The following is a 25,891-nucleotide window of genomic DNA, read 5'->3' as shown; positions in this document are numbered from 1 at the left end:
GAACCAACCAGAGCCACAGATCGGGATTGAACCGATGACCGCCCGATTACGAATCGGGTGCTCTACCACTGAGCTACTGTGGCGTTCGATCTCACGGTGAGGTGCCGTGTCGTGCTATCCAGCGGTAAACAGTGCCCTCGCGCGGACTCGAACCGCGACGCCGTTAAGCACTACCACCTCAAAGTAGCGTGTCTACCAATTCCACCACGAGGGCGTACAACACCTGCAGCACTGCATCTGTGTTCGCGGAAACTCCACCAGCACCTGCATCCCAAACATCCGCGGAACAACGGGAGCGACGGGGCTCGAACCCGCGACCTCTCGAGTGACAGTCGAGTGCTCTAACCAAACTGAGCTACGCCCCCAACAACACCTGCACCTGCATCAGCCAGCTCCAGAGGGAGCTGATAGCTCCAACGGGAATCGAACCCGTCTCTCAACCTTGAAAGGGTCGTGTCCTAACCGATAGACGATGGAGCCAGAGTCTACGTCCTGCAACAGCATCTTCAGTAGCGGTAACGGGATTCGAACCCGTGTTCCAGCCTTGAGAGGGCTGTGTCCTAGTCCCCTAGACGATACCGCCGTGGCGTTCCGCCTGCGGCGGGAAGCCACGGCGGATCTTTCATTTCCAGTCGTGATCGCTGGTCGCGATCACTCCAGTTTCCGAGCGCTCTACCGAGGCGCGAGGCCACGGCGGAACTATCCTTGCTACCGAACGCCCTTCGGCGCCCGCCCTACACCCGACGCTGATACACCATACTCAGCAACAGGCCCGGAGGGAATCGAACCCCCAACCGCCGGTTTTGGAGACCGGTGCTCTACCAATTGAGCTACGGACCTCCTGAAGCGCCGTGGCTCACCGGCGCTTACAGTGCGACCAGGGTGACCGACGGGAATTGAACCCGCAACCCCCGGAATCACAATCCGGTGCTCTAACCAATTGAGCTACGGCCACCATCGACGAACGCGTGTGCTTGCACCCATCGCGCTCGAACCCCGACATCTGCTCGGTCATCACCAAGGATGACAACCGACGGGAGACGCAAACTGTAACCAGACGAAAGACCGATTGCAAGCGGGGCAGCGATTCTTGGCCCCGACTTTTTCAATCCGCCGACGACTCAGTCCTTCGCGCGCTCCAGATACTCGCCCGTCGTCGGGTTCACACGGACGCGCGTCCCCTCTTCGACGAACTCCGGCACGTTCACCGTCACACCGTTCGACAGCTTCGCCGGCTTGGACGAGGCCGTCTTGGTGGCGCCACGCACGACCGGCGCGGTTTCGACGATCTCGAAGATCAGCGAGTTCGGCAGCTCGATGCCGATCGGACGGCCGTTGTAGTACTCGGCCAGAATCTTCATGCCCGGCTGCATCCACGGAGCCGAATCTCCCAGCGCCTCTTCGTCCATCTCGATCTGATCGTAGTTCGCGATGTTCATGAAGTGAAACACGTCGCCGCCCTGGTACATGAATTCCAGTTCCTGCGTTTCCATGTCCGCCTTCACGATCGTGTCCGCGGCGCGGAATCGATGCTCGAAGTTCGAACCCGTCCGCAGGTTCTTCAGCTTCGCCTGCACCATGGCACGCAGGTTACCCGGCGTGTGGTGACGGAACTCGACGACTCGGCACGGATCGCCCTCGAACACGAGGACCATGCCACGTCGGATCTGGGTCGCAGAAAAGGCCATGCGAACGACACCTTCGAACAGGGGACATCGGGGGGAGACCCCCCGCAGGATAGCAGCTGGAATGTTGCGCCGTTCCCACCCACCGATCCGAACCGCACCGATGAGCCAAGACTGCACAGCCTCGAAAAATAACCAGCCAGTCTCATCACCGGAAGGGACCCCTGACGGATCGGAGGCCGACTAGAACGAGAAGAACTTCCGTCGATCAACGCCGGTCGGTGAGGGGACGTCGTCAGTGCGGCGATCCGGCGTGATCTTGATGTCGATCAAACGCCGATTCGGCGCGTAGGACGGAGGACTCGCGCGCGTCGGCTCTACCCGCTCACCGAAATGCTGGCCCAACCCGCGGACGGCGCCCTCCAGCAGCGACGCCATTTCCGTCGTACCGGTGAAACTCACCCGCACCGTCTCGGCATCGATCAACTCCACATCGAACGCCGGCACCTCCACCCCAGGCACCAATGCATCCAACACGGCCGGCGCCAACTGGTTGATCTGCAGCAGCACCAGTCGCGTGGACTGCCGGTCGCGCGTCACCATCGGAAAATCTTTCACGACCGACGGGGCGAGCTGCATACCGACAAACGCGTACACCTCGGGCAGGGGCCGACGACGTACCTGACAGAGGGCGCGCACGAAGGCCGAGACGCGCGCGGACGAACCCGATCCGGAGTCGGCGTCACCGACCTGCGTTGAGGCCTCGGCGCGCACCGACGCCAGCTCCCCGGGGCCGAACTCCAACCGCACGATGTCTTCCAGCAAAACTAGTATGGAACGCATGGTCCTGATCAGCTCGAGAAATCACCACTGATCGGCAGAGCCGTCAGCGGCGGGACACCTTCGCCAGCAGCGGTGACAAGCCGCGCCATACCGTCTCGGCCACTCGCTTCGAACCTTCCGGATTCGGATGAATGCCGTCCGCCTGGTTGAGCCGTGCATCGCCAGCCACCCCTTCCAGCAAGAACGGGAGCAGCGTTACCCCCGTGACCTTGGCGGCACGCGGGTAGGCCTCGTGAAAGCGCGTGGTGTAGCTCCCGCCCAGATTCGTTGGCGCTTCCATCTGGACGAGCGCCACATCGGCCTCGGGCCGCTGGGTGCGCACCACCTTCACCAGCGCCACGATGTTGGCATACGTCGAGTCGGGATCCACGCCCCGCAATCCGTCGTTCGCCCCCACCTCGAGCACCACCAACGCCGCCGGCTGATCGAGCACCCACCCTGCTCTACGCAAAGCGCCGGCCGACGTCTCGCCACTCAGCCCAGCGTTCACGATCCGCACCGCGTAGCCGGCGGAATCGGCCTTTTGCTGAAGCAGCGCCGGGTAGGCCTTCTCGGGATCGAGCCCCAGCCCGGCAGTAAGACTCGTACCGAGCAGCACCACGCGGGCGGATCGAGTCGCCACAGTTGCTTCGGGGGCGTTTCCCCCGGTTCTTTCAGCCGACGCCGATGCGCCGACGGCTGAATCCGAACGACCCGATTCGCCGTTGGTGCCACAGGCAGCTCCCATTGCCATGAGGGCCGCGAGTACCGCACCCGCCGCCCAGCGCCCGATCTTCTTCTTCCGTTCCAATCGCATGCTCGTTGCCCGTGGATTGACCAAGGAATACCAGAGTGGCACGCAGCGCCTCACGGTGTTGCGCGACGTGTCGTTCGACGTGCCCCAGGGCGCGTTCGTCTCGATCGTCGGGCCGTCCGGCAGCGGCAAGACCACGCTGCTCGGTCTGCTCGCCGGGCTTGATACCCCGTCACAGGGCACAGTGTCGCTCGACGGCGAAGAATTCGGAAGTCTTGACGAAGATCGCCGTGCCAAACTGCGTGGTGAGAAGGTCGGATTTGTCTTCCAGAGCTTCCAGTTGATTCCCACGCTCACGGCGCTCGAGAACGTGCAGGTGCCGCTCGAGCTCTCCGGAGCGGTCTCCGCCAAGGAAGCCACGACCCGCGCCCGTGACCTGCTGGCGCGCGTGGGCCTCGGCGATCGCACGCACCATTTTCCACAGCAGCTGTCGGGCGGCGAGCAGCAGCGCGTAGCGCTCGCCCGCGCGTTCGTGAACGAGCCACGCATTCTCTTCGCCGACGAACCCACCGGGAATCTCGACGGCACGACCGGCGAGCGCATCGTCGAGTTGCTGCAGGCCCTGAATCGCGAGCGCGGATGCACCATCGTGCTCGTCACGCACGACATCACGCTGGCCGCCCGGACCCAACGCACGATCCGGTTGCGCGACGGCGCCGTCGTGGAAGACATCAGACACGAGCCGTCCGCCTCATGAGGACACAGGCCCTACTCCGTCTGGCCTGGCGGGAGAGTCGAACGGCGCGTCGTCGGCTGGCGCTCTACATGTCGTCCATCGCGTTCGGTGTCGCCGCGCTCGTGGCGATCGACTCGTTCGCCGGCAACGTGACGCGCTCCATTCGCGAACAGTCGCGCACGCTGCTCGGCGGTGACATGGCGCTGCAAGCGCGCGCCGCCTTCCCCGCCGTGGTCGATACGCTGCTCGATTCGCTGCGCAACGACAAGATCGCCACGGCGCGCGTCACGACCTTCGCGAGCATGGCACTGGCCGAACCTTCCGGTGGCACGCGACTCGTGCAGGTGCGCGCCGTCTCGGCCGGATATCCGTTCTACGGCGAAATCGAAACGATTCCCGCCAACGCGTGGTCACGCGTGCACAACGAGTCGATCGTGTTCGTCGATCCGTCACTGCTGGTTGCGCTCGATGCCAGCGTCGGTGATTCGCTGCGACTCGGCCAAAAGATGTTCGCCATCGCCGGTACACTCGGAAACGTGCCTGGCGACGCCGGCATTACGGCGGTGATCGGCCCGCGGGTGTACCTGTCCGACAAGTGGCTCGACGCGACGGCGTTGCTCAAGTTCGGGAGTCGCGCCGAGTACGACGTGGTGCTCAAGCTGCCCGCGTCGCTGGCGACACCAGTCGCCGCGAAAACGATGGCGCGTGATCTTCGTCGCCGGATCGACCCGAGAGCGGCTGCGCTGCAGGAAGCGCAGGAAGCTCGCGGAGAAGAACGCCGCGGCCCGGGGGGCGAAGACGAACCTCCGGCGGCCGACTCGGCCGCCACGGCGGCGGCCGCAGTGACCAAGGCGACTACCGATTCCCTAACGAAGGCAGCCGAGCCGGCATCGGATTCCGCCTCGGGACTCGTGTCGGGCGCTGTGCGCACCCGTGTGCGCATACGCACCGTAGCCGATACCGAGCGCGATTTCACCGAGTCGGTCGCCCGACTGGCGGATTTTCTCAGCATCATCGGACTCATTGCCCTTCTGCTCGGCGGCATTGGCGTCGCGAGTGGCGTCAACGCCTTTGTGTCGGCCAAGATCGATACCGTGGCCGTACTGCGATGCCTCGGCGCCACCAGTCGTCAGGTGTTGGCGTTGTACGTCGTGCAGTCGGCCGCCATGGGCCTCGTCGGCGCCATCGCCGGTACGCTGCTCGGCGTGGCTGTGCAGTTCTTGCTGCCGGGTGTCGTGTCGGATTTTCTGCCGATCGATGTCGAACTCGCGCTCGAACCGCGGCCGCTGATCCTGGGCCTCGCCACCGGCGTCTGGGTGTCGCTCGTGTTCGCGATGCGGCCGCTGCTCGCCCTGCGACGCGTGTCGCCGTTGCAGGCGATTCGCCGCGAAATGGACAACACGGCGTTGCCGCGCGAGTGGAACGATCCGGCGCGCCTGACGGTCGATGCACTGTTGGTCGGCAGCATCATCGGCATCGTGGTGTCGCGCATCGGCAGTGTGCGACAGGGGCTGTACATCAGCGCGGCGATCGGTGGGGCGGTCCTGGTACTCTGGGTCGCCGCGACGCTGCTCATTGCCGCAGCACGTCGCAGCACGCGCCCGTCGTGGCCGTTCGAGCTCCGGCAGGGCATCGCCAATCTGCACCGCCCCGCCAATCAGACGCGCGCGGTTACGCTCGCGCTGGGATTCGGTGCGTTTCTGCTCAGCACCGTGTATCTCGTACAGGCGAATCTGCTCAGTCGCGTGCAAGCCACGTCGGCGGGCTCGGCCGGCAACCTGCTCTTCTTCGACGTGCAGGATGACCAGGCGGCACCACTCGACTCACTGCTGCGCGCGCGGCAGCATCCCGTCGTACAACAGACGCCGATCGTGACCATGCGGATCGATGCGCTCAATGGACGCAGCGTGTCGTCGCTGATGGCCGACACGAGCGCGCGACGCGCCGGGTGGGCGCTGCGCCGCGAGTATCGTAGCACGTATCGCGATTCGATCGTGGGCTCCGAAACGCTGGTGGCCGGTAAGTGGTTTGCCGATTCGGCCGCGCGCGCGAAGTCGCGCGCCGCGAATCCGGAGGCACCGTTCGAAGTCTCCTTCGAGCGCGACCTCGCCACCGATCTTGGCGTGGCGCTCGGGGACACCGTCACCTGGAATGTGCAGGGTGTGCCGGTCACCACGATCGTGACCAGCTTTCGTACGGTGAACTGGGCACGCTTCGAGGCGAACTTCTTCGTCGTGTTCGCGCCCGAGGCGCTGCGTCGCGCACCACAACAGTTCGTCGTGGTCGCCAATGTGCCGGCGGGACCGGCGATCGCGGCCGTGCAGCGCGATATCGTGCGACGTTTCCCGAACATTTCGAGCGTCGATCTGACGCTGGTGCGTCAGACGATCGGGGCCATCGTGGACAAGGTCACGCTCGCGATCCGATTCCTCGGCTTGTTCTCGTTGGCCATGGGCATCCCGGTGCTCTTCAGCGCCGTGGCGGCCACGCGGCGCGCCCGGTTACGCGAAGGTGTGCTGCTTCGCACGCTGGGGGCGTCACGGGCGCAGGTCGCGCGGGTGCTGCTGGCGGAGTACGGCGCTCTCGGGGCGCTCGGGGCGCTCACCGGCATGCTGCTGGCGTTCGCCGGCGCGTGGGGCCTCACGCGATTCGTGTTCAAGGATCCGTTCGATCCCGCCGTCGGCCCGACGTTCGTGATCGCCGCGGGCATGCTGCTGCTGACCATGGCGATCGGATTGCTGACCAGTCGCGATGTCTACAAGGAAACACCGATGGCGGCGATCCGCGAAGCCTGACGAAGGAAGGGCGCGCCTACCGCCGACCGATGATGCCGTACGAGTCGGCGGTCGCGCTGCCTTGCTTGAACGCCACCCACACACGCGCGCCGACCATTCCGCGCAGCGCACTCGGCACCGACGGCAGTCGCTTACGGCCGCTACCGTCGGTGAGCCGCAGGCCGCCGTTCTCGTCGAGCGTTCCATCCCAGGCGGGCACGCCGTCGGACGAACGCACCAGATAATCAGACACGACGATGTCGCGCGGCGTGATTTTGACGCCGCGCACCACGACCTCCGTGCCGGCCAATCGACCGAGCCCCGTGGTCGCCATCCCGCTCAGCGAAATGTTGTTGCCATCGACTCGCAGGACGACCTGCCGCGCGGGCTCCGCACCGACGATCGTGACCACGCCACGCACCGAGTCCCCACGCGTACGGCCAGCCAGATCACTCCCGCCGGCCAGCCTTTGGGCGATCGCGCGGGCCATCGAATCACCACGCGCCTGCGCCCGAAGGCTCATCGCCTGACCGGCCGTGGTACCGAGTCCAGCGCTCGCACGCGCGGCGCTGTTCACGTTGGCAATCGTGCCTTCGTTGGTTCCGCTCGCGACGACCTGCGATGCGCTCTTCGTGGCCGCAAGAGAATCGAGCAGGTCGGCCGGACCGCGCTCGGCCTGCGCCAAGAGCGAATCCCCCCGATACCCGAGTGTATCGAGCCCCGGAATGTCGCCCGAAACCGTGACGCTCTTTTCACGATTGCACGCCGCGAGTGCGCAGAGCATCGCCAGATGCCACGCAGTGCGACCGACCGACTTCGGCGAACGCAGCCGTAAGTCATTGAGCGCAAATCGATTCGACGACGAGTTCATGCTCGGGAAGCTACGCGCCGGACGATCGGCGTCAACGCGGAGCGCCAACGCGGAGCGCCAACGCGGCACCACGACGTGGACGTGGATCACGCGAGGTTCTCGTCGCTCCTGCCGCCCGATGGCAGGAGCATGCCATATTGCACTTTGGCCACCGAGATCCCGATCGTGCGCCTGGCGGCAGCTGACGGTATTTCAGTGCAAGCCGCCGGTGGCCGTGCTACTCCGTGCATGAACGTTTCACTGCTGGCACAATCGCGCAAACCACGGTGACGTGGGTTAGGACGGCGCGTCAAACTCTCGCGATGCAAGAGCTATTGATGGCACACGGGTCCGCGCGCTCCGAGCGCGACGGTTGGATGGATGACAACACGCGAGGTCTGTCCCTTGCCGCTGCGGCGGACTGGGATGAGGCCGCTGAGGCATTTGCTGCCGCGGCCGACGTGTTGGCACGACGTGCGCCCGATGTGAGCTCTCACGATGCGCTGGCCTTGATTCTCGGCAATCTGGCGCAGGCCTGCTTCCGGGCGGGACGCACGGAAGACGCCCTGCTCCACGCCCAGCGCTCCTGCGCGCTCCGCGTGGCCCTCGCCGGCGAGGACGCGATGCCGGTGGCCCGCGAACGCATGGATCTCGCGGTGATGCTTGGTGCCCTCGGCCGGCTCGACGAAGCGCAGGCGTTGATGCAGCGCGCGATATCAGCCGTGGAACGCCATGTGGGCGATGAAGATGCGCGCCTCGTCGTGATGTTGGAGAACGCGGCCCGTCTGGCGCTGGCGGCCGGTGTTCCTGCCAACGCCGAACCGCTGTTGTTGCGCCTGCACGCTCTGCTCGATGCGCACGGCATGTCCACCGATCGGGCGGATCGCCTGCTCGCGATGGTCTCCGCCGTCCGCTCACGAGCCGATGCCAATCGCGCCGAGACGAGCCGCATCGCGGCGGTTCGCGCTGAGGTGATGCAGGCCGAGGCGATGCAGGCCGAGGCAGCTCGCGAGGAGGTCGCTCGCACGGAGGAGGTCGCCGTCTACGCGCACGCGTCGATCGACGAACAGGCCTCCGAAGCCGAGTGGGATGATCAGCCGCTCCGTGACGCCGTCGCGATCACCGATGTGCTGCTGCGCACGACGCCGTCGGGGGTCATCGCGATTCAGGAGCCGGTGAATCACGACGCCGAGATTCTCGCCGCCTTCGAGACCGTGGTGGATACACCGGTGGAACCGATGATCGATCTCGTTGACGATCTGCCGACGGCGGCCGTGGATATTGCGCTCGACCTGGCCGACGACTTCGGACTTCCGCCGGAGGACAACGGTGCGCCTTCGATGGGACTCGGCTTCACGATCGAGCATGGACTCGGCGCGTCCGACACTTCGGCGCCGGTACTGGATGCCAGCACCGATCTGATGGGACTCGAGCTCGACGACGCACTGGCGGACTCACTCGTCGATGTACCGACGCACCGTCCGGCCCTCGAACTCGAGGAGGCGGCGCCGTCGCGCATCGAAGCGTTCGAGCCCGCGCCCGTCGTGTCGGAGCCACTCTCGCCGCTCAACGCACCGCTGCGCCCGCCGATGCGGCATGTGGAGCCAGCACCGGCGCATGGATTCGGACCGCCACCGGCTGCGCTCGTGACGCCTGGCGCCCGCATGGAGCCGGCATCCGCGCCCGCGCCGATGCCGCCGACGGCGCGCGACATGACGCGCGCACAGGATGCTCAGAACGCCGCCGACGCAGACGAGGCGAGCGCCCACGCGGCGCACCGCGCCGGACGGACTGGTCGAACTCCGTTGTCGGATCGGCACCCGAACGAGGCCGGCGGCAAGAGCACCGGTCTGATCGGGGCCGGGATCGGCGCTGCGTTGGCCGTGGGCGGCGCCGTCTGGTACTTCCTGCTTCGTTGATGCGCCGCGCGCGATGACGTCGGTACAACCGGAGAGTACGGCGGCACGACTGCACGGCACGGTGCTGCTCGTGGGGCCGGGATGGCTCGGTCAGGTCACGGCGGAACGCTTGGCCGCGCTTGGCGCGACCGTCGCCACGCTGCAGCGCAGCGCGACGACGTCCACCAACTCCGACGTTGTCGCGTTGACGGGCAACATCGCCGACGCGGCACGTGGTCCGGAGCGTTTGGCGGCCTTACAGGCCGTCGTGAGGTCGGCGCTCCCGGCGCCGGTCGATCACCTCGTCGTGTGCATCGCCCCATCGCGTGCGAGCGGCGACGACTACGGCGTCTATCCCGCTGCCGCCGCCGGCGCGGCAGCGTTGGCGCAGGCCCTCGAGATCAAATCGGTGCTGTATGTATCGAGCACTGGCGTGTACGATCGACATGACGGCGGCGTCGTCACCGAACAGAGCGCGATCGAACCGCGTGACGCGCGCGTGCAGGCCTTGTACGACGCCGAGCAACGTATCTCGGCGGTGGCCATGGATCTCGAGGCCACGGTGCGCATCGTGCGCGCGGCTGGGCTGTACGGACCGCAGCGCGATCCCGCCGCACGACTCGCCGACCCCGCGTTCGCCGCCGGCGATGTCTGGTGCAACTTTTCGTGGCGAGACGACGTGGTATCGGCGATCGTGCACCTGCTCCAGCACGAACGCGCGCCCGGCGTGCGCGTGTTCAACTGCGCCGATGGCACGCCGCTCCGCTCGTCGGTGATTGCGGCCACGTTGACCGGTCGTCCGATCAACGCGCCAGTGGAGCGCGCGGCACTCGATGGTGCGGCACTCGATGGTGCGGCTCCGGTTCGCAGTGGCCGCAGCAACCAGCGCATCAACGTGGACGCCTTGCTGGCCACGGGCTGGCGTCCGGTCGCGCCAACGGTCTTCGACGGGCTACGTCTGCTCGGCCATCTGGTGCCGTTCGCGTCGGCGGCTGAATGAGCACCGTGCCCTCGCTGCCGTATGGGCCGCAGACCCCAGCCGTCCGTGGCTTCCTCGTGCGCCTGGCTGGCCTAGGGGCGGCCGATCGTGCCGGCGTCGTCGCGCGCTACGCGACGATCGCCGTCACCACGGAGTACGAGGCGGCCGATGCTCGCCTCGGTGAGGTGATTACGCGGAGCGGTCGGGAGGACGCGCGCGATGCGCTGAGTGGGCCGCTCCTGCAGTTGGTCAAGCGGCCGGTGCAGGACGCAGCGGCGGGGGAAGACATAGAACTCGAGCCCATTGCCGAGCCGGCGCTGGCGGCGCTGCTGGCGCTCATGACGCGGGATCTTCTCGATGAAACGACCGTGCGACTGCTGACCGAGGCCTTCAGCAACACGATCCCACTGGGTTGAACCTCGCCCCGGCGCACGACGCCTCAGGAGACGGTGTCGGCTCGTGGCTCGGCGGCAAGCGTAAAGCGTGGGATGATCGCTTCGAAGGAGGAACCATCGTCGCGCACGAAGCGATACGCGCCCTCCATCCAGCCCTGGGGCGCCTTGAGTACGCAGAACGAGCGATACTCGTGCACTTGTCCCGGAAGCAGATGGGGCTGTTCGCCGACCACGCCTTCCCCTTCAACCACGGTGTCGCCCACGGACTCGTCATGAATCAGCCAGCGGCGCGTGCGGAGCTGCGACGCCTGTTCGCCTACGTTTTCGATGCGGATATGGTAGGCGAACACGAACTGGCCAAGCACCGGATTCGAACGGTCGCGCAGATACGACGGGCGCACCGTGATACGAATGCCTGACGTGATGCGGTAGTAGAACGGAATGGGATCAGGGCGCATCGGAACGGCCTCGAAACGTGACAGTGACTGGTAAGCTTTCGGTGCCCACGCGGTTGAGCGACACGATCGACAGTGCCGTCGGTGTCGTGCCTTTCGGGATCGCCCACGAGGTCGTGGATCCCGCTACCAGCATCGTAATCCATGCCGTGTCGGTGCGCAGCCGGATGGCGTACTGCCACGGGACCGCCGTGCCGGTGGTGCGCAGTAGCAATCGGGTACCCGTACTGGTTTCCGACAGTCGCGCGGTGGGCAGCGGGGGCGCCGCGGCCTCGAGCCACGGCGTGGCCGGCACGAGCGCGGGCGCGGCGTATGGCCCGACCAGCAGCGTGTCATTCATGCCGGCCTGATTGGTCAGGAACGACTTCATGCTGAAATGGACGTTCCCCGTCGCGCCCTCCTGGAGACGCGTGACGCGAATCTGTTCCACGAGTTCGCCCACGGAGAAGGCGCCCGAGCCGACACCACCGGCCCTCGACGTGAAGTTGCCCGGCCACATGTGGCGCCCCATCACGTTCTCGCCAACCCACCAGTCGAGCAACGCCGGATACGCCTGTTCGCGCTTGGTGGTGGGCCAGTAGAGCTGCGGCGTGAAGTAGTCCACCCATCCCTCGCGCAGCCACTTCCGTGCGTCGGCGTACAGCTTTTCGTAGGCGTCAAATCCACGAACCTGCGTGGGATAGCCCGGACGCCAGATACCGAATGGACTGATGCCGAAGCGCACCCACGGCTTGGTCTTGTGCACGCCGTCGTCGAGGGCCTCCACCAGCAGATCGACATTGCGGCGCCGCCAATCGGCCCGCGAGAGATCACCGCCCTCTCGCACGTAGCGTTTCCAGCTGCGGTCATCGGGGAACGGAATGGCGCGACCGCGCCGGTCGTTCTCCGGGTACGGATAGAAGTAGTCGTCGATATGCACGCCATCCACGTCGTAGCGCTTCACGACGTCGAGCACCACGCGCAGCGTGCGCGCCCGAACGGCGGGCTCACCGGGATCCATCCACAGGTAGCCCGCATACGGCTTCACGAGCGATGGATTGGTGCGCGCGATGTGCGTGGATGACAACGGTGACTTGGCGTCGGTGTGTCGTGCACGATAAGGATTGAACCAGGCGTGCAACTCGAGGTTGCGCGCGTGCGCTTCCTTGACCGCGAACTCGAGCGGATCCCAGAACGGCACTGGTGCGCGGCCCTGTGCGCCTGTGAGATACTCCGACCACGGTTCGATCTTCGAGGCGTACAACGCGTCGGCCGCCGGACGGATCTGAAAGAGCACCGCGTTCAACTTGAGCGCCGCCGCGCGGTCGAGCAGCGCGATGAGCTCCGCCTGCTGTTCAGCGGTGGAGAGCGAGCGCTTGGATGGCCAGTCGATGTTGGCCACCGACGCCACCCACACGCCGCGGAATTCGCGCGCCAGCGGCGGCGCCTCGGCGCTGACCACCGGACGAACACGCGCGGGCGTGGCCGGTGCGGTGCGCCCCGGTGTTTCCACCGGCGTGGGACGCGTGGGCTCCGGGCGTGCCGCCGGGGCCGGCTCGCCTGGGGCGACGGGCGGCGCTGAGGGCCGGCAGGCGAGCACCGCCGACACGGTCAGCAACGCCCCGGCGGCGATCAGATCGCGGCCACGCATCACGCCAACTCCTTCAGCATGGCATCGAGTACAGCGCCGGCCCGCTTCGCGGCTTCGGCAATGCGCTCCTCCGACTGGATGAACGAAATGCGGAAGAACCCTTCTCCACCGCTACCGAACCCGGAGCCCGGCAACACAATGACGCCGGCCTCTTCCCGCAGCCGATCGGCAAACGCCGCGCTGGCGATGCCTTCGGGCAAGGGCATCCACAGGTACATCGTGGCACTCGGCACATCGACGGCGAATCCGTGGGCGCGAAACGCCGTCACGGCGGCGTCACGACGCGCCTGAAATACCGCCACGTTCTGCGGCACGAACTCTGCCCAGCTCTCGATGGCCGCGACGCCGGCCGCTTGAATGCCCATGTACTGCCCGGTATCCGTAAACGCCTTCACCTTGGCGAGCGCCGTCGAAATCTCCGGCTTCGCGACCGCCCAGCCACAGCGCCAGCCGGTCATGTTGTACGTCTTCGACAGCGAGTGGAACTCGATCGCCACCTCACGTGCCCCGTCGATCTCGAAGATGCTGGGGGGCACGTAGCCGTCGAACCCCATTTCGGAGTATGCGTTGTCGTACACCAGCAGGATGTCGCGTTCCCGACAGACGTCGACGACCCGCTCGAGATAGTCGCGCGGCGCGATCGCCGAGGTCGGATTGTTCGGATAGTTGAGATACAGAATCCGCGTGCGTGACAGCACGTCGACCGGGATCTCGTCGAGGTCCACGAGAAAGTTCGTGCGAGGCCGCAACGCGTACACGTATGGCGTGGCATCGCTCAGCAGCGTGCCGCCCAGATACGCTTGATAGGCCGGATCGGGAATGATTGCGACATCGCCCGGTCCCGCGAACGCGAAGGCGATGTGCGCGAGCCCTTCCTTGCTGCCCAGCAGCGGCACGATCTCCGTCATCGGATCGACGCGCTGCCCGAAACGCGTCTGCATCCAGGCGGCGATCGCCTCGCGGTAGCGCACGAGCCCGAGTCCGAATCCGTACCGCTGCATGGCGGGCACTTCGGCCGCCCGCTGCAACGCCGACACCGCGCCGGCGGGCGGCGCGAGATCGGCGTCGCCGGCACCGAGATCGATGACATCGACGCCGGCTTCGATCAGCGCTTTCTTGCGCGCCGGAATGTGCGCGAGCGGATAGGCCGGGAACGACGAAAACCGTTGGGACAGACGCGGCATGACAGTGAGTCGAAAGGTCAGAACGGAATTACGACGTGGGCGGACTGTACTGCGCATGCTGCGCATCAATCCAGCTCTTGTGATACGCCGGGTCTTCGATCGCCATCGCGAGCTTGGCGACCTTGAGCGGCTTGAAGCTGTCCATCATCACGGCGAGCTCGTTCGTGTACTTCGCCCCGATGGACGCCTCCGTACGGCCCGGATGCGGACCATGCGCCAATCCATCCGGATGATGCGTGATCGAGCCGTACTCGATGCCCTTCCGGCTCATGAATTCACTCGACGCGTAGAACAGCACTTCGTCCGAATCGACGTTGCTGTGGTTGTACGGCGCCGGAATCGCTTGGGGATCGAAGTCGTACGGGCGCGGACAGAACGAGCAGATCACGAATCCGTCACCCTGGAACGTCTGGTGCACCGGAGGCGGCTGGTGAATCCGACCGACAATCGGCTCGAAGTCGTGGATGTTGAAGATCCACGGATAGAAATACCCATCCCATCCCACGACATCGAACGGATGGTGATCGAGCACGAGTTCGTTCAAAGCGTCGTACTGCTTCACGAGAATCGGGAAGTCACCCATCTCGTCGTGCGGCACGAGCTGCATCGGGCGGCGGATGTCACGTTCCGAGAACGGCGCACCCTCGAGCATCTGACCGAAGTTGTTGCGATAGCGCGACGGCACGCGAATGTGACCGCGGCTCTCCATCACCAGGAACTTCGTGGCACCGGCGGTGAGGTCATGGCGCCAGCGATGCGTGATGTTGCGGTGAATCACGACATAGTCGCCCGGCTTGTACGGCAACTCGCCGTATACCGACTCCAGTACGCCAGAGCCCTCGACCACGTACACGACTTCGTCCGCCTGTGAATTGCGGTAGAAATGCGCGTCGTTCGTGTCGGGCTCCACGTAGAGCATCACGATGTCGGTGTTGAACAGCAGCGGCAGTCGATCGAGCGTGGCCGACCCGCCATTCGTGGTGCGCGAGGTGAGGAAGTGGCGGTGGCGCAGCGACGTGTCTACATCGGCCTCGAGCACGAAATCGCGCACCTTGCGGGCCGATTTGTACGTGGTGGGCGGATGCGTGTGATAGAGCAGCGACGAGGTCCCCACAAAGCCCTCGTGTCCCATCAACTCCTCAGCGTACAGTCCGCCGTCGGGACGTCGAAAGACGATGTGTCGCTTGCGCGGCACGGAGCCCAGCTGGTGGTAGAACGGCATGAAAGACGGCCTCTGGTGCGGGCAGTCGACGAGATGCCGGATGGCAGTCGTGCGCCGACGAATTGATGCATGCAATCTGGCCGAACACACGAAGCGGCGGGAGGGTGAACCTCCCGCCGCCGCTACATGACGCTACATACTCACTCGGGGCGTGCACCGCCCCTCACGGACGCTCAGCGGCCGCGTGCGCTCCGCCGACGCAGGAACAACAGCGACGACATCCCGACGGCCATCAACACCACGGTGCTGGGCTCCGGTACCGTGGTGACGAGCGGTGCGACCACGAACGACTGGGCTGACGCCGAACTCGCCGCGTTGGAAACGCCTGCGACGGACGGCGTCCCCGCGCGACCAGCCGACTGAGGCGCCGCCTCGGCTGGCTCAGCGGCCGATTCGTCCACCGCATTGTTCCACGCGCCCGGTGCCGCGACAGGGCTGCTCCCCGGAGCGACCCACGCCGGTGCGCGACCAGCGCCATCGGCAACGGGGGCCGGTATGGGGGCCGCTACGACGCCCGCTGGCTCGCCGGCCCGCGTCGAGACCTCATGTGCGCGCGATGCTTCCGTCGCCGCCACAAGACGATCAAGCGCAGCGCCGTCGGCGCCAAACCGCCGAGACCAGCCATAGTCGCTCAGGTCAGCGCGGTCGGTCGGAAGCAGTGCCGATCGACCAGAGGCGACCGACGCGCTGCGGCTCGACGCACGCAGCGCCGACACCGTGGAACCGAAGGGCGCCATCGCGAAACCGCGCTTGCCGAATGCCGCGCAGCCACCTGCGCAGTTCCATGCATTCGGATGCGACGCGTCGGTGTCCGCCCCGCCGAATCCGACGAAGTTGCCGCCGAGTCCGAGCAGCGAGACGACAGCGCTGGAGGTCGAGGTTGAATCCTCGCGCTCCTGAGCGCCGGCCGACGACGCCGTCACCACCGCCGCTATGGCAATGAACGGGATGGTGCGATGCAACAGATGCATCATCGGTGATCTCCTGTGGGTACGGGTTCACCGGTGATGCATTGCACGTAACATGCCGAACGCATTCCCCGTTCGGCACGCTAGAGGTTGCCGCGAAGCTCCTGCTCGCGCTCGATGGCTTCGAACAACGCCTTGAAGTTGCCCTTGCCGAAGCTCTTGGCGCCCTTACGCTGAATGATCTCATAGAACAACGTCGGGCGATCTTCCACCGGCTTCGTGAAGATCTGCAGCAGATATCCGTCGGGATCACGGTCCACCAGAATGCCAAGGGCGGCGAGCGCGTCGATATCCTCATCGATCTGCCCCACGCGCTCTTGCAACTCCGCGTAGTACGATGTCGGCACCGAGAGGAACTCGACACCACGATCGCGCAGGGCCGTTACGGTGGCCAGAATGTCGTCGGTCGCGAGCGCGAGGTGCTGCGCGCCTGGCCCGCCGTAGAAGTCGAGATACTCTTCGATCTGCGACTTCTTCTTGCCCGAGGCCGGCTCGTTAATGGGGAATTTGATCTTGTCGTCGCCATTCGCCATCACCTTCGACATGAGCGACGAGTACTCGGTGCTGATGTCGTCGTCGTCGAAGGTGATCAGATTGCGGAAGCCCATCACGTTCGCGTAGTAGTCGACCCAGCGATTCATCTGGCCAAGCTCGACGTTGCCGACGCAATGATCGACGTACTTGAGTCCGACGCTCGCTGGCTGATAGCGCGACGAGATCTCGCGGAAGCCAGGCAAGAAGAAGCCACGATAGTTGCGGCGTTCCACGAGCGAATGAATCGTGTCGCCGTACGTACCGATGGCGGCGATGATCACCTCCCCATGCTCGTCGGAGACCACCTGCGGCTCCTGAATGGCAATCGCGCCGCGCTCGATAGCCGTCGCGTAAGCCGATCGCGCGTCGTCCACCCAGAGCGCGTAGTCGCGGAGGCCATCACCATGCTTGTGCACGTGGGCCGCGATGGCGGAGTCGACGTTGAGCGCGGTCGTGAGCACGAGGCGGATCTTCCCCTGCTGCATGAGATAACTGGCGCGGTCGCGCACGCCGGTTTCCGGGCCACGATAGCCCACCAGCTCATAGCCGAAGGCCGCACGGTAATAGTGGCTCGCCTGCTTGGCATTCCCAACGTAAAACTCGACGTAGTCGGTGCCGTTGATCGGGAACGCATCGTGCTCGATCCCCTGCTCGGGGATAGTCATCGTCGCCATAGGACAGACCTCAGTTGTGATGGTTGGACGGTCGGGCACGCGAAATCGCGCCGACCATGGTCAGCCATCTCAAACTCAGATATGCGAACGCGGCAGCGCACCGATCCAGGCGCGTTGCCGTTGGTCTTCCGAAAGCGGATTCTTGCACATGGGACGATGCTCCACGAACGCGATTTTTCGGGGCTGGTCCGGCGGGATATCTGAAAGATAACCCGCTGCCGACTAGAGGTGCCTACGATTGGAGCTCCGGGAGGTCGGCAAAGAGCGCCAGCGCCGCCGGGTTCGCCAGCGCGTCGGCGTTCCTGACCGGTCGGCCGTGCACCACGTCTCGAACGGCGATCTCCGTGATCTTGCCGCTGATCGTGCGCGGAATGTCCGCCACCGCCACGATCACCTTCGGGACATGATGCGGGCTGGCGTGCTCCCGGATACGCTGCCGGATGCCCCGTTGAACGTCCGCACTCAGCAACGCCCCGTCACGCATGCGCACGAACAGCACCACGCGAGAGTCGTCGCCATCGACGCCGAGCCGTTGCTCGATGACCAGCGACTCCAGAATCTCCGGGATCTGCTCGACCTGCCGATAGATCTCGGCCGTACCGATACGCACCCCACCAGGGTTGAGCGTCGCGTCGCTGCGGCCGTGGATGATCAGGCCGTCGTGCGCCGTGATCTCCGCCCAGTCGCCATGACGCCACACACCGGGGAAATGCTCGAAGTAGGCGGCGCGGTAGATTGCCCCGTCGGGATCATTCCAGAACGCCACCGGCATACTCGGGAACGGCCGCGTGCACACCAGCTCCCCCGGCGTGTTACGCACCGGCGTGCCATCCTCCCCGAACACCTCGACCGCCATGCCAAGCCCGCGCATCTGCAATTCGCCGCGATACACCGCGCCGGTGGGATCACCCAACGCAAAACAGCTCACGATGTCGGTGCCGCCACTGATGCTGGCCAGACGAACGTCCGATTTGATCTGCTCGTACACGAAATCGTAGCTGTGCGCTGCCAGCGGGCTGCCCGTGGACAGAATCGCGCGCAACGCGCTCAGATCGAATGCTGCACGCGGCTGCACGCCTTCCTTCTCGAGCACGGACAGATACTTGGCACTCGTGCCGAACACCGACACGCGCTCGACGGCGGCCATGCGCCACAGCACGTCGGCGGATGGGGCCAGCGGGGCGCCGTCGTACAGCACGATCGTGCTGCCCAATGCCAACGCCGACACGAGCCAGTTCCACATCATCCACCCACAGGTCGTGAAGTAGAAGATGGCATCATCGGCGCCAAGATCGGTGTGCAGGGCCAGCTCCTTCCAGTGCTGCAGCAGCGTGCCGCCCGCGCCATGCACCATGCACTTGGGAAGTCCCGTCGTGCCCGACGAATACATGATGTACAGCGGATGTTCGAACGGCAGCCGAGTGAAGGTCGGCTTGCGATGCGCCGCATACTGCGCCAACACCGCGGTGAAGGTGACCGCACCGGGAATCGACGCGATGGCCGGCGCGGCGTGTACGTATGGCACCACCCACACGGCCGCCACCGACGGCAGCGACGTGACAATCTCGCGCAGTCGTTCCAGGCAGTCGATCTGCTTTCCCGCGTACCAATAACCGTCGGCGGCGATGAGCACCTTGGGCGCGATCTGCCCGAAACGATCGAGTACGCCCTTCGTGCCGAAGTCTGGTGAGCAGGACGACCACACGGCGCCGAGCGACGTTGCCGCCAGCATAGCAATCACGGCCTGCGGCAGATTCGGCAGATAGCCCACGACACGATCACCAACGCCAACGCCGGCGGCAACGAGTGCGGCGGCCGTCGCAGCCACTTGTCCGGCCAAGTCCGCGAAACTGAGGCGCTGCCGGGCCCCGTGCTCGTTCCACGACACGATCGCCGTTCCATCATCGCGCCGACGCAGCAGATGTTCGGCGAAATTCAGCCGGGTGTCGGTGAACCAGCGCGGGCCGCGGAGCGCATCCGGCGGCGCCATCCGGTCACCGCCCACCAGCACGTCGCTCCACGGCGATTGGGGTGAACCGGGACCGTCCGCCATGACCGCCGCCGCGCGCCAGATCTCGGCCCAAAACGTCGCGGGGTGCTCGACCGACCATCGCTGCAACGCATGCGCATCAGCCACCGATGGATCGACGATGCCGCGCTGCATGAGATCGCGCCGAAACTGCGTCAGGCGGGCGCGATCGACGCCTTCGGCCGACGGAGTCCAGATCGGCGTGGCATCAACGGACATGACGATCCGTCATTTGATCTCGTCGCGGGCGAGTTGTACGGTGTGACACGAGGGTCCGTGCGACTCGCAGTACCAGCCGTGCCGGTCATGGAAGATCAGGTGCGGCGCATCATTGGGGCGCAGACGCACGCGCACCAGATGCTCGACGCCGGTCTGCGCCCCGACGACGGACCGCGGATCGAGCACGTCGACGACTGGACGTACCGGAAACAAGTCGAGCTGCGGCGGCGCCGTCGCGGCCTTGGCCTCGGCGGCAGCAGACGCCGACGTGCGTGCGCCTTTTGCGCGCTTGGGGGCGGGTGCGCGCTCAGGGCGCGTCATGGAGCCGTTCGGACCGGCAGAAGCATCTCCAATGCTCGCTAGGTCGCGCTCCGTGCGCCAGCGGTGGAGTGCTCGACGTGCCACGAGAGTTCCCACTCGCAGAAGGCATCCCCTTCAATGCAGCACCGCACATGTCGCACCCGGGCGCCCTCGCCACCAGCCAGGGCGACGGCCTTGCGTAAACCGCCAGTCTGGCGTCGACAGAAGATGGTCGTCACCGGATCGAAGCCCACGAGCCGAAGCACGACCCGACCCGGCACATCTTCGACGACATCCATGTCGCCGGGCTGGTAGTACAGCTGGAAAAGCGAAATGCTCTGCGTGAGAAACTCGCGCGGCGTCGGCTTCCGGAGAATGCCACCGTACAGCTGCACGCCGAGTGAGCCGATCGACGCTTCGCCCGCCTGCTCCGCCCAGTCCCGCAAATCCGGACGATGCGCGAGGATCCAGCGGTCGGCCGCGCGCCACAGCGTCACGAGCACGTCGTATGGGACCTCGTGCGTCGGCGAAACGCCGGCGACAACGGCCTTGGTATCGGCGTCGAGTTCGGTCATGAGCGCAGTCGGCATCTCGTCGCCAGCGGCAGCGGCCAGGAACGCCAGCGTGCTCTGAACGGCCGAGCCTTTCGCTCTCGCCGACGGACTAGGCATCGGGATTCTCAGGCATCGGGAATGAGCGCCGCCGTGGCCCGTCGGTCGATCTTTCCAGAGCCGAGCCGCGGGATTGCCTCGACGAACACCACGCGCTTGGGCACCTTGTAGCCAGCCAGTCGCAGCCGCGCTTCGGCAGTCACCTTGCCCTCGTCGAGCGCCGGATCGCGCCGCACGATGAGTGCGCATCCCACCTCCCCCCAGCGCGCATCGGGCACGCCGATCACCGTCGCTTCAAGCACGCCGGGACAATCCAGCAGCGCGGCTTCCACTTCGCCGGGGAACACGTTCTCGCCGCCGGAGATGAACATTTCCTTGCGACGTCCCCGGATGCGATGCACACCCTCGGCATCGCGACTCGCCAGATCGCCGGTGCGCAGCCAGCCGTCGGCCGTCATGGCGTCCGCGGTCTTCTCAGGCGCACGGAAGTAGCCGCTGAACATCTGCGGACCGCGCAACTCGAGCTCGCCGATTTCGTCATTGCCGACGAGTGAACCGTCGTCGGCACGCAGCCGCATTTGCAGGAACGGAATCGGCCAGCCGGTCGAACCATCCTTTTCGAGCGCGGTGCGATCGTTGGTGGCGAAACAGTTCGGTCCGCACTCGGTGAGTCCATACCCCTCGCGAAAGCCGTACCCCGCGGCGCGCACCATATCCTTGATACCCGGTGGGCAGGGCGCACCACCTGAGAAGAACCATCGCAACTTCGGCAATGGTCGGCCCCAGTTCGTGCAATCGCGCATCATCGCGAACTGTGTGGGGACCCCGAACGTGACCGTGACCCCGAACCGATCGAGCGCATCGAGGTACTCCGTGGGCTCGAAGGCACCCATCAGCACGATCGTGCCGCCGCGCGACAGCAGGGTGGTCGTGAACACGTGCCATCCTCCCGTGTGGAAGAACGGTGTGGCTGCCGGTCCGACATCATCGGAACCCAGTCTCCACCCGATAGTCGTCGCCATGGCGTTCCACAGCAGCTGACGATGCGGCAGCATCACGCCTTTGGGGACACCGGTGCTCCCCGACGTATACAGCAGCATCGTGGTGTCATCGTGCCCGCGCGCGGGCGACGTTGGCGTGACGTCGTCGCTCGCCGCGCGCTGCATGGCCGGCAGATCGTGATCCAGGTCGAGCACGCGCGGCATCGGGGTGCCGTCGAGATGCGCGCACGCCTCTTCGAGCAGCGCGCGCGATGCCGATTCGCCGAAGATCAACGCCGGGTCAGCATCGGTGATGACGCGGGCCAGCTCGACGGCCGACAGTCGCCAGTTGAGCGGCACCAGAATCGCGCCGAGCCGGATACAGCCGAAGAAGAGCGGCACGAAGTCGTACCGATTCTGCGCGAGAATCCCCACTCGGTCGCCGGCCTGCACGCCCTGGCGCGCCAGCACCGTGTGCCAACGATCAGCATCGCGATCGACATCACGGTAGCTGTAGCGACTCCCGGAGGCCGAGTCGATGATGGCCGTTCGCGTGCCATCCACCATGGACCACCAGGCGATGGGATCGAAGAGATCGGGCAGCTGCGGATACGTCATCGGGTCGAGAAGAGGCCTAGCGAGCGGCTGGACGCGCATGCTGCGCCATGAAGGTCGCGATCAGGTGACTCGCGTTTGGTCCAGCACTATCCGTGAAAGTACCGGTGTGCGAGCCACCCGACCATGCATGCCCGAGTTCATCGACACGCAGGAGCGTGACGGCGGGACGCCCTCCAGCATCGGCCCAGCGTCGCTCATGCACGGTATAGCCCTGCTCGACGCGCGCCGGAATCTCGGAGGCGACCAAGGGCGCCTGCCCTGCCTCGCCGTGCACGACGTCGTGCAGCGCAGTGAACTGTCGCGCCGTCTCGTCCGCGTTGCGCACGCTGACCACCGCATCCTTGCCTCCGTGTATCACGAGCACCGGCAGAGCCCAGGCGTTGGCACCCATTGCCGCGCGCATCGCCACGCCCGATGGCAGCGCGTCGCCCGCCCCCTTCTGCATGACCGAGATCGCCGCCGATACGTCGCTGGCGGCACGCCAGCCGATCCCCGACGCCGACGTGAGCGAAGCAAATCGTTCGGGATACGCCACGGCCAGCAGTCCGGCCATGCCGGCACCCGCCGACACACCGGCCAGATGCACGCGCTGAGGATCGACGTGGTACGTCACTCCGACTTTCGCGATCATGGCCGCGAGAATCGCCGGCTCACCACCGCCGCGTGACTGGTGCGCCGCGTCGAACCAATTCCAGCAGCGTCGCGGATTGCCGGCGACGGTCTGCTCAGGGTACAACACGAGGAAGTTGCCCGCCTGCGCTTCTTCATCGAACCGCGTCCCGCGTGCGATGTCCGCCGCATCCTGCGTGCAACCGTGCAGCATGACCAGCATCGCCCGCGGCGTCGTGGCATCGCCCGCCGGCACAAAAAGGCGCCATGGTCGACGACCTTCGGGACCATCATACTCCCCCGACACCACGCCGCTCGCGAGCGGTGCCAGCGCACTGGACTCATCGATCATGTGTCTCTCCGCGTGGACGCGCGGCGTGGGGACGACGGTCGTCCCCACGCACGCGGCCAAGGCTAGGGAACGCCAGGGATTCACGTCTTAGCGGTCGAACCGGAGGCCGATGAACGTCATCGAGCCAAGGGCCGGCATGTTGAGCAGTTCGATGTGCTTACGGCCCAAGCCACATCCCCATCCACGCTGGTAGGGTGCGACCTGATCCGCTCGCAGAAATCCCGGCGCCGTCGTCACGCCGCTCGTGCAGGTGAAGAGATTCTGCACCGACACGTTCAGCACCATGTTCGGCGTGAGGCGCTTGCCCATGTTGATGTCGAGATTCAGCAGGCCCGGAATGCGACCGTTGTGTACGCCTGAGAGAAACTTGTAGTCCTTCACGAAGCGCATCGTGAATCCGCCGAAGGTCTGGAACGGGCCGTCCTTGCCATCCATGCCGACGGTCGCCTTCATCGTCGGGCTATTCAGCGACGTCGCTTCCGCCGGGTCACCGGTCTTCTGGATGATCGAGTCGAGCTTGAGCACGCTGAACGTACCGGTCGTATTCACTTTACTGTTCACCACGAAGCGCCAGCCGGCATCGATGCCCGTCAGCGTGGCTTCACCGAGGTTGTAGTACGTGAGCGCGATCTGTTCGGCACCGGCCGCATTGGTGTACTTCTTGTTCGTCGCGGTGTTGTACGCGAATGTGCCTGCGAACGGATTGGCGACGACGACCAGCGGGCTGAGGAACGACTTGTAGCGCGCCACGTAACCGGCCACGTCGATATACAGGCGGTCCTTGATCACGCCCTTGTAGCCAAGTTCGATCGTGTTGTTCACCTCGGGGACGACCGGCGCAAAGGTGCGAAGCGTGGTGCCTGCCGCGTCCTTGATCGTCGTACCGTCCTTGTTACCGAACACCCCGACACTCGGGCTGAAATCACGGAAGTAGAAGCTCGTCTGCAGAATCGACGGCGACTTGAACGCGCGATTGAACGTGAGGCGGAAGGTGCTGTTCTCGTTCGGCGAGAGCAGCAGCGCCGCCTTCGGGCTGAACTGCGGATCGTAGAACTCCGGATTGTCGTAGCGCGCGCCGAACACGAGCTTCGCGTACTGGTTCACCGGCGTCTCCGTCTGCGCGTACACGCCCACCTGGTTCAGCTGGATGTCTTCCTTGGTCAGTGCGTCCGTGAGCCACACCTCCTTCGAGCTGACCACGTCACGACGCACCTGCGAACCGGCCACGATGCGCGTGTTGAACAGCTTCGGCACCGTCGTGTTGTACTGGATTTCACCGGCGTAGATGTGCCCATCGGCCGGGAACGCCGAGGCGCGACGCACGGAGTCGTCGCTGATGCCGTTGAAACGTGCCGCCAGACGATTCGTGGAGAAGCCGTTCAGCGCGAAGGTCTGCCCCGACGTGGAGCGCGTGGCGTAGGCCTGTGCGAACCAGTGATCGGAGGTGTAGCGCACCTGCTGATTCCAGTAGCCCCAGTTCTTGAGCTGGTTCCGACCCGCGCTGGTCACGCCAATGCCGTTGCTGTTGCTGGCGCCCGCCTGGTACTCGAGACGTCCACCCTGATCGAAGTAGTACACCAGGGCTCCGCTCGCGCGGCGATAGCTGGTGGTCCAGTCGGGATTGATTTCCGGCGACGCCGTTGTGCGCGGTGCGACCGGCGCATAGTTGTTGGTGTTCTGCCAGTCGTTGGCATACAGCGCTTCACCAGTGACCTTGAAGCCGACCTTGCCGTACACGTTGGCGTAACGGACCTGCAGATCCGAGAAGCTCACATGTCCCGGATCCTTCTCGAAGGTCTTCGACACCGAGCCGCCATTGCTGCCCATCGACGTCTCGACCGTGAGTCCCTTGTACTGCTTCGGGTCCTTGCTGAGCAGCGTGACGACACCGTTCGATGCGTCGGGGCCGTAAAGCGCCGCGCCGGGGCCGATCAGCACTTCCACGCCCGCGATGTCGATCTTCGGGATGGTCGTGAACACGCCCACCGGCAAGCCGTTTTCCGGAAGCACCGCGACGCGGTTGTCTTCCATCTGCAGCATGCGGTTGTTGAAGGCGCTATTGAAGCCGCGGGCATTGATGCCCGCCGCAGCGACGCCCGTCTGGAAGAAGTCGACGCCCTTCACGTCCTTCAGCACTGACGTGAACGAGTTGCCGACCGTGTTGCGCAGTTGATCGGCATCGATACGCGTGACGGTGGCCGGCGCATCGGTAATCTTTTCCACGCGACGCGAGGCCGACACGACATAGCCTCCCAGTTGCAGCGCCGAGGCAGCGAGCGTGATGTCGAGCTTGGTGTCACGGTCGGCCGCGACGGTGATGTTGTCGAAGGTGCGAGCCAGTGCGCCGATGCGCTGCACCCGCAACGAATACGTGCCGGCCGGCACGCCGACCACACGATAGCGGCCGTCCATACCTGACGTGCTCGAGAAACGGGTACCGACCACGGTAACCTGCGCGCCGGGCAGCGGCGCCTTCGCGCTGTCGGAGACGAGACCGGAGATGCTGCCGGACTGCGCCGCCGCGACGGCGGGCGCCGCCAGGACCGACAGGGCCACGAGCACGTGCCGGAGCGTACGCCCATACGGGACGACCGGGTGAACGAAAGACGACATACGTACTCCTCCAGGAGGGGAACAACGAGGGAGGTGCACCAGAACGGTGCGGAGGGAGAG

21 protein-coding genes and 7 tRNA genes are annotated in these 25,891 nt (G+C 65.5%); 5 read left to right on the top strand and 23 right to left on the bottom strand.

What is annotated here, in order from left to right:
* Positions 1–11: 11 nt before the first annotated feature.
* From HKW67_RS03635 to HKW67_RS03590, 10 genes are all read right to left on the bottom strand, one after another.
* Positions 12–83, bottom strand: a tRNA-Thr gene (locus tag HKW67_RS03635).
* A 49-nt stretch (positions 84–132) separates the two neighbouring features.
* Positions 133–214: transfer RNA gene (locus tag HKW67_RS03630), tRNA-Leu, on the bottom strand.
* Positions 215–290: 76 nt separating this feature from the next.
* Positions 291–365, bottom strand: a tRNA-Asp gene (locus tag HKW67_RS03625).
* Between the two features lie 43 nt (positions 366–408).
* Positions 409–480 (bottom strand) — tRNA-Glu (locus HKW67_RS03620).
* 30 nt (positions 481–510) lie between these two features.
* Positions 511–583 (bottom strand) — tRNA-Glu (locus HKW67_RS03615).
* A gap of 184 nt (positions 584–767) precedes the next feature.
* A tRNA-Trp gene (locus HKW67_RS03610) sits at positions 768–840 on the bottom strand.
* A gap of 41 nt (positions 841–881) precedes the next feature.
* Positions 882–955: transfer RNA gene (locus HKW67_RS03605), tRNA-His, on the bottom strand.
* A gap of 166 nt (positions 956–1,121) precedes the next feature.
* A complete protein-coding gene (gene efp / locus HKW67_RS03600; RefSeq protein ID WP_171224094.1) occupies positions 1,122–1,688 on the bottom strand; it encodes an elongation factor P in 567 nt (188 codons plus the stop codon).
* Between the two features lie 180 nt (positions 1,689–1,868).
* Positions 1,869–2,468, bottom strand: a complete 600-nt coding sequence (locus HKW67_RS03595) for a heme NO-binding domain-containing protein (protein ID WP_171224093.1) — start codon at positions 2,466–2,468, stop codon at positions 1,869–1,871.
* Positions 2,469–2,511: 43 nt separating this feature from the next.
* On the bottom strand, positions 2,512–3,090 hold the full coding sequence (locus HKW67_RS03590) for an arylesterase (protein ID WP_171224092.1): 579 nt from the start codon (positions 3,088–3,090) through the stop codon (positions 2,512–2,514).
* 172 nt (positions 3,091–3,262) lie between these two features.
* Here HKW67_RS03590 and HKW67_RS03585 point away from each other — a divergent pair, with 172 nt between their 5' ends.
* Positions 3,263–3,958: an ABC transporter ATP-binding protein gene (locus tag HKW67_RS03585; RefSeq protein WP_206044592.1), complete on the top strand. Its 696-nt coding sequence runs from the start codon at positions 3,263–3,265 to the stop codon at positions 3,956–3,958.
* Positions 3,955–6,732 (top strand): ABC transporter permease, encoded by a 2,778-nt coding sequence (locus tag HKW67_RS03580; protein ID WP_171224090.1) that lies wholly within the window; start codon positions 3,955–3,957, stop codon positions 6,730–6,732. Before HKW67_RS03585 ends, HKW67_RS03580 begins: the two co-directional genes overlap by 4 nt.
* Positions 6,733–6,748: 16 nt before the next feature.
* On the opposite strand, the gene HKW67_RS03575 is transcribed toward HKW67_RS03580, so the two are convergent.
* Positions 6,749–7,672, bottom strand: a complete 924-nt coding sequence (locus tag HKW67_RS03575) for a hypothetical protein (RefSeq protein ID WP_171224089.1) — start codon at positions 7,670–7,672, stop codon at positions 6,749–6,751.
* A gap of 227 nt (positions 7,673–7,899) precedes the next feature.
* Between HKW67_RS03575 and HKW67_RS03570 the strand changes: the two genes are divergently transcribed.
* From HKW67_RS03570 to HKW67_RS03560, 3 genes are read left to right on the top strand one after another with little or no spacing between them, the layout of a single operon-like run.
* Complete coding sequence (locus HKW67_RS03570; RefSeq protein WP_171224088.1) at positions 7,900–9,480, top strand: tetratricopeptide repeat protein; 1,581 nt, start codon at positions 7,900–7,902, stop codon at positions 9,478–9,480.
* A 13-nt stretch (positions 9,481–9,493) separates the two neighbouring features.
* A complete protein-coding gene (locus HKW67_RS03565; RefSeq protein ID WP_171224087.1) occupies positions 9,494–10,459 on the top strand; it encodes an NAD-dependent epimerase/dehydratase family protein in 966 nt (321 codons plus the stop codon).
* Complete coding sequence (locus HKW67_RS03560) at positions 10,456–10,854, top strand: hypothetical protein (RefSeq protein ID WP_171224086.1); 399 nt, start codon at positions 10,456–10,458, stop codon at positions 10,852–10,854. The genes HKW67_RS03565 and HKW67_RS03560 overlap by 4 nt, the downstream gene beginning before the upstream one ends.
* Before the next feature lie 23 nt (positions 10,855–10,877).
* Here HKW67_RS03560 and apaG read toward each other — a convergent pair whose 3' ends face one another.
* From apaG to HKW67_RS03500, 12 genes are all read right to left on the bottom strand, one after another.
* On the bottom strand, positions 10,878–11,291 hold the full coding sequence (gene apaG, locus HKW67_RS03555; protein WP_171224085.1) for a Co2+/Mg2+ efflux protein ApaG: 414 nt from the start codon (positions 11,289–11,291) through the stop codon (positions 10,878–10,880).
* A complete protein-coding gene (locus HKW67_RS03550; RefSeq protein WP_171227534.1) occupies positions 11,281–12,918 on the bottom strand; it encodes a glycoside hydrolase family 10-like protein in 1,638 nt (545 codons plus the stop codon). Before HKW67_RS03550 ends, apaG begins: the two co-directional genes overlap by 11 nt.
* The gene (locus tag HKW67_RS03545) at positions 12,918–14,102 is read right to left on the bottom strand and encodes an aminotransferase class I/II-fold pyridoxal phosphate-dependent enzyme (RefSeq protein WP_171224084.1); all 1,185 of its coding nucleotides are present in this window, start codon (positions 14,100–14,102) and stop codon (positions 12,918–12,920) included. Before HKW67_RS03545 ends, HKW67_RS03550 begins: the two co-directional genes overlap by 1 nt.
* Positions 14,103–14,130: 28 nt before the next feature.
* Positions 14,131–15,324 (bottom strand): homogentisate 1,2-dioxygenase, encoded by a 1,194-nt coding sequence (locus HKW67_RS03540; RefSeq protein ID WP_171224083.1) that lies wholly within the window; start codon positions 15,322–15,324, stop codon positions 14,131–14,133.
* Positions 15,325–15,497: 173 nt separating this feature from the next.
* A complete protein-coding gene (locus HKW67_RS03535) occupies positions 15,498–16,298 on the bottom strand; it encodes a PEP-CTERM sorting domain-containing protein (RefSeq protein ID WP_171224082.1) in 801 nt (266 codons plus the stop codon).
* 77 nt (positions 16,299–16,375) lie between these two features.
* On the bottom strand, positions 16,376–17,500 hold the full coding sequence (hppD, locus tag HKW67_RS03530; protein ID WP_171224081.1) for a 4-hydroxyphenylpyruvate dioxygenase: 1,125 nt from the start codon (positions 17,498–17,500) through the stop codon (positions 16,376–16,378).
* A 232-nt stretch (positions 17,501–17,732) separates the two neighbouring features.
* Positions 17,733–19,748: an acetoacetate--CoA ligase gene (locus HKW67_RS03525; protein ID WP_171224080.1), complete on the bottom strand. Its 2,016-nt coding sequence runs from the start codon at positions 19,746–19,748 to the stop codon at positions 17,733–17,735.
* A gap of 9 nt (positions 19,749–19,757) precedes the next feature.
* Entirely contained in the window at positions 19,758–20,069 is a 312-nt protein-coding gene (locus HKW67_RS03520; RefSeq protein ID WP_171224079.1) for a hypothetical protein, read from the bottom strand.
* Positions 20,070–20,107: 38 nt separating this feature from the next.
* Positions 20,108–20,719, bottom strand: coding sequence for a hypothetical protein (locus tag HKW67_RS03515; RefSeq protein WP_171224078.1), 612 nt, complete (start codon positions 20,717–20,719; stop codon positions 20,108–20,110).
* An 8-nt stretch (positions 20,720–20,727) separates the two neighbouring features.
* Positions 20,728–22,257, bottom strand: coding sequence for a class I adenylate-forming enzyme family protein (locus tag HKW67_RS03510; RefSeq protein ID WP_171224077.1), 1,530 nt, complete (start codon positions 22,255–22,257; stop codon positions 20,728–20,730).
* A 16-nt stretch (positions 22,258–22,273) separates the two neighbouring features.
* Positions 22,274–23,218, bottom strand: coding sequence for an extracellular catalytic domain type 1 short-chain-length polyhydroxyalkanoate depolymerase (locus HKW67_RS03505; RefSeq protein WP_171224076.1), 945 nt, complete (start codon positions 23,216–23,218; stop codon positions 22,274–22,276).
* 87 nt (positions 23,219–23,305) lie between these two features.
* Positions 23,306–25,831 (bottom strand): TonB-dependent receptor, encoded by a 2,526-nt coding sequence (locus HKW67_RS03500; RefSeq protein WP_171224075.1) that lies wholly within the window; start codon positions 25,829–25,831, stop codon positions 23,306–23,308.
* Between the last annotated feature and the right edge of the window lie 60 nt (positions 25,832–25,891).

The sequence above is a fragment of the Gemmatimonas groenlandica genome (genome assembly GCF_013004105.1).
Classification (GTDB): Bacteria; Gemmatimonadota; Gemmatimonadetes; order Gemmatimonadales; family Gemmatimonadaceae; genus Gemmatimonas; species Gemmatimonas groenlandica.
This window is presented reverse-complemented; position numbering and strand designations above follow the sequence as displayed.

What these genes read in the sequence shown, in the direction of transcription:
- efp (WP_171224094.1), bottom strand. Translation starts at nt 1,688, where the DNA reads ATGGCCTTTTCTGCGACCCAGATCCGACGTGGCATGGTCCTCGTGTTC.
- HKW67_RS03595 (WP_171224093.1), bottom strand. Translation starts at nt 2,468, where the DNA reads ATGCGTTCCATACTAGTTTTGCTGGAAGACATCGTGCGGTTGGAGTTC.
- HKW67_RS03585 (WP_206044592.1), top strand. Translation starts at nt 3,263, where the DNA reads ATGCTCGTTGCCCGTGGATTGACCAAGGAATACCAGAGTGGCACGCAG.
- HKW67_RS03580 (WP_171224090.1), top strand. Translation starts at nt 3,955, where the DNA reads ATGAGGACACAGGCCCTACTCCGTCTGGCCTGGCGGGAGAGTCGAACG.
- HKW67_RS03570 (WP_171224088.1), top strand. Translation starts at nt 7,900, where the DNA reads ATGGCACACGGGTCCGCGCGCTCCGAGCGCGACGGTTGGATGGATGAC.
- HKW67_RS03565 (WP_171224087.1), top strand. Translation starts at nt 9,494, where the DNA reads ATGACGTCGGTACAACCGGAGAGTACGGCGGCACGACTGCACGGCACG.
- HKW67_RS03560 (WP_171224086.1), top strand. Translation starts at nt 10,456, where the DNA reads ATGAGCACCGTGCCCTCGCTGCCGTATGGGCCGCAGACCCCAGCCGTC.
- apaG (WP_171224085.1), bottom strand. Translation starts at nt 11,291, where the DNA reads ATGCGCCCTGATCCCATTCCGTTCTACTACCGCATCACGTCAGGCATT.
- HKW67_RS03550 (WP_171227534.1), bottom strand. Translation starts at nt 12,918, where the DNA reads ATGCGTGGCCGCGATCTGATCGCCGCCGGGGCGTTGCTGACCGTGTCG.
- HKW67_RS03545 (WP_171224084.1), bottom strand. Translation starts at nt 14,102, where the DNA reads ATGCCGCGTCTGTCCCAACGGTTTTCGTCGTTCCCGGCCTATCCGCTC.
- HKW67_RS03540 (WP_171224083.1), bottom strand. Translation starts at nt 15,324, where the DNA reads ATGCCGTTCTACCACCAGCTGGGCTCCGTGCCGCGCAAGCGACACATC.
- HKW67_RS03535 (WP_171224082.1), bottom strand. Translation starts at nt 16,298, where the DNA reads ATGATGCATCTGTTGCATCGCACCATCCCGTTCATTGCCATAGCGGCG.
- hppD (WP_171224081.1), bottom strand. Translation starts at nt 17,500, where the DNA reads ATGGCGACGATGACTATCCCCGAGCAGGGGATCGAGCACGATGCGTTC.
- HKW67_RS03525 (WP_171224080.1), bottom strand. Translation starts at nt 19,748, where the DNA reads ATGTCCGTTGATGCCACGCCGATCTGGACTCCGTCGGCCGAAGGCGTC.
- HKW67_RS03520 (WP_171224079.1), bottom strand. Translation starts at nt 20,069, where the DNA reads ATGACGCGCCCTGAGCGCGCACCCGCCCCCAAGCGCGCAAAAGGCGCA.
- HKW67_RS03515 (WP_171224078.1), bottom strand. Translation starts at nt 20,719, where the DNA reads ATGCCTAGTCCGTCGGCGAGAGCGAAAGGCTCGGCCGTTCAGAGCACG.
- HKW67_RS03510 (WP_171224077.1), bottom strand. Translation starts at nt 22,257, where the DNA reads ATGACGTATCCGCAGCTGCCCGATCTCTTCGATCCCATCGCCTGGTGG.
- HKW67_RS03505 (WP_171224076.1), bottom strand. Translation starts at nt 23,218, where the DNA reads ATGATCGATGAGTCCAGTGCGCTGGCACCGCTCGCGAGCGGCGTGGTG.
- HKW67_RS03500 (WP_171224075.1), bottom strand. Translation starts at nt 25,831, where the DNA reads ATGTCGTCTTTCGTTCACCCGGTCGTCCCGTATGGGCGTACGCTCCGG.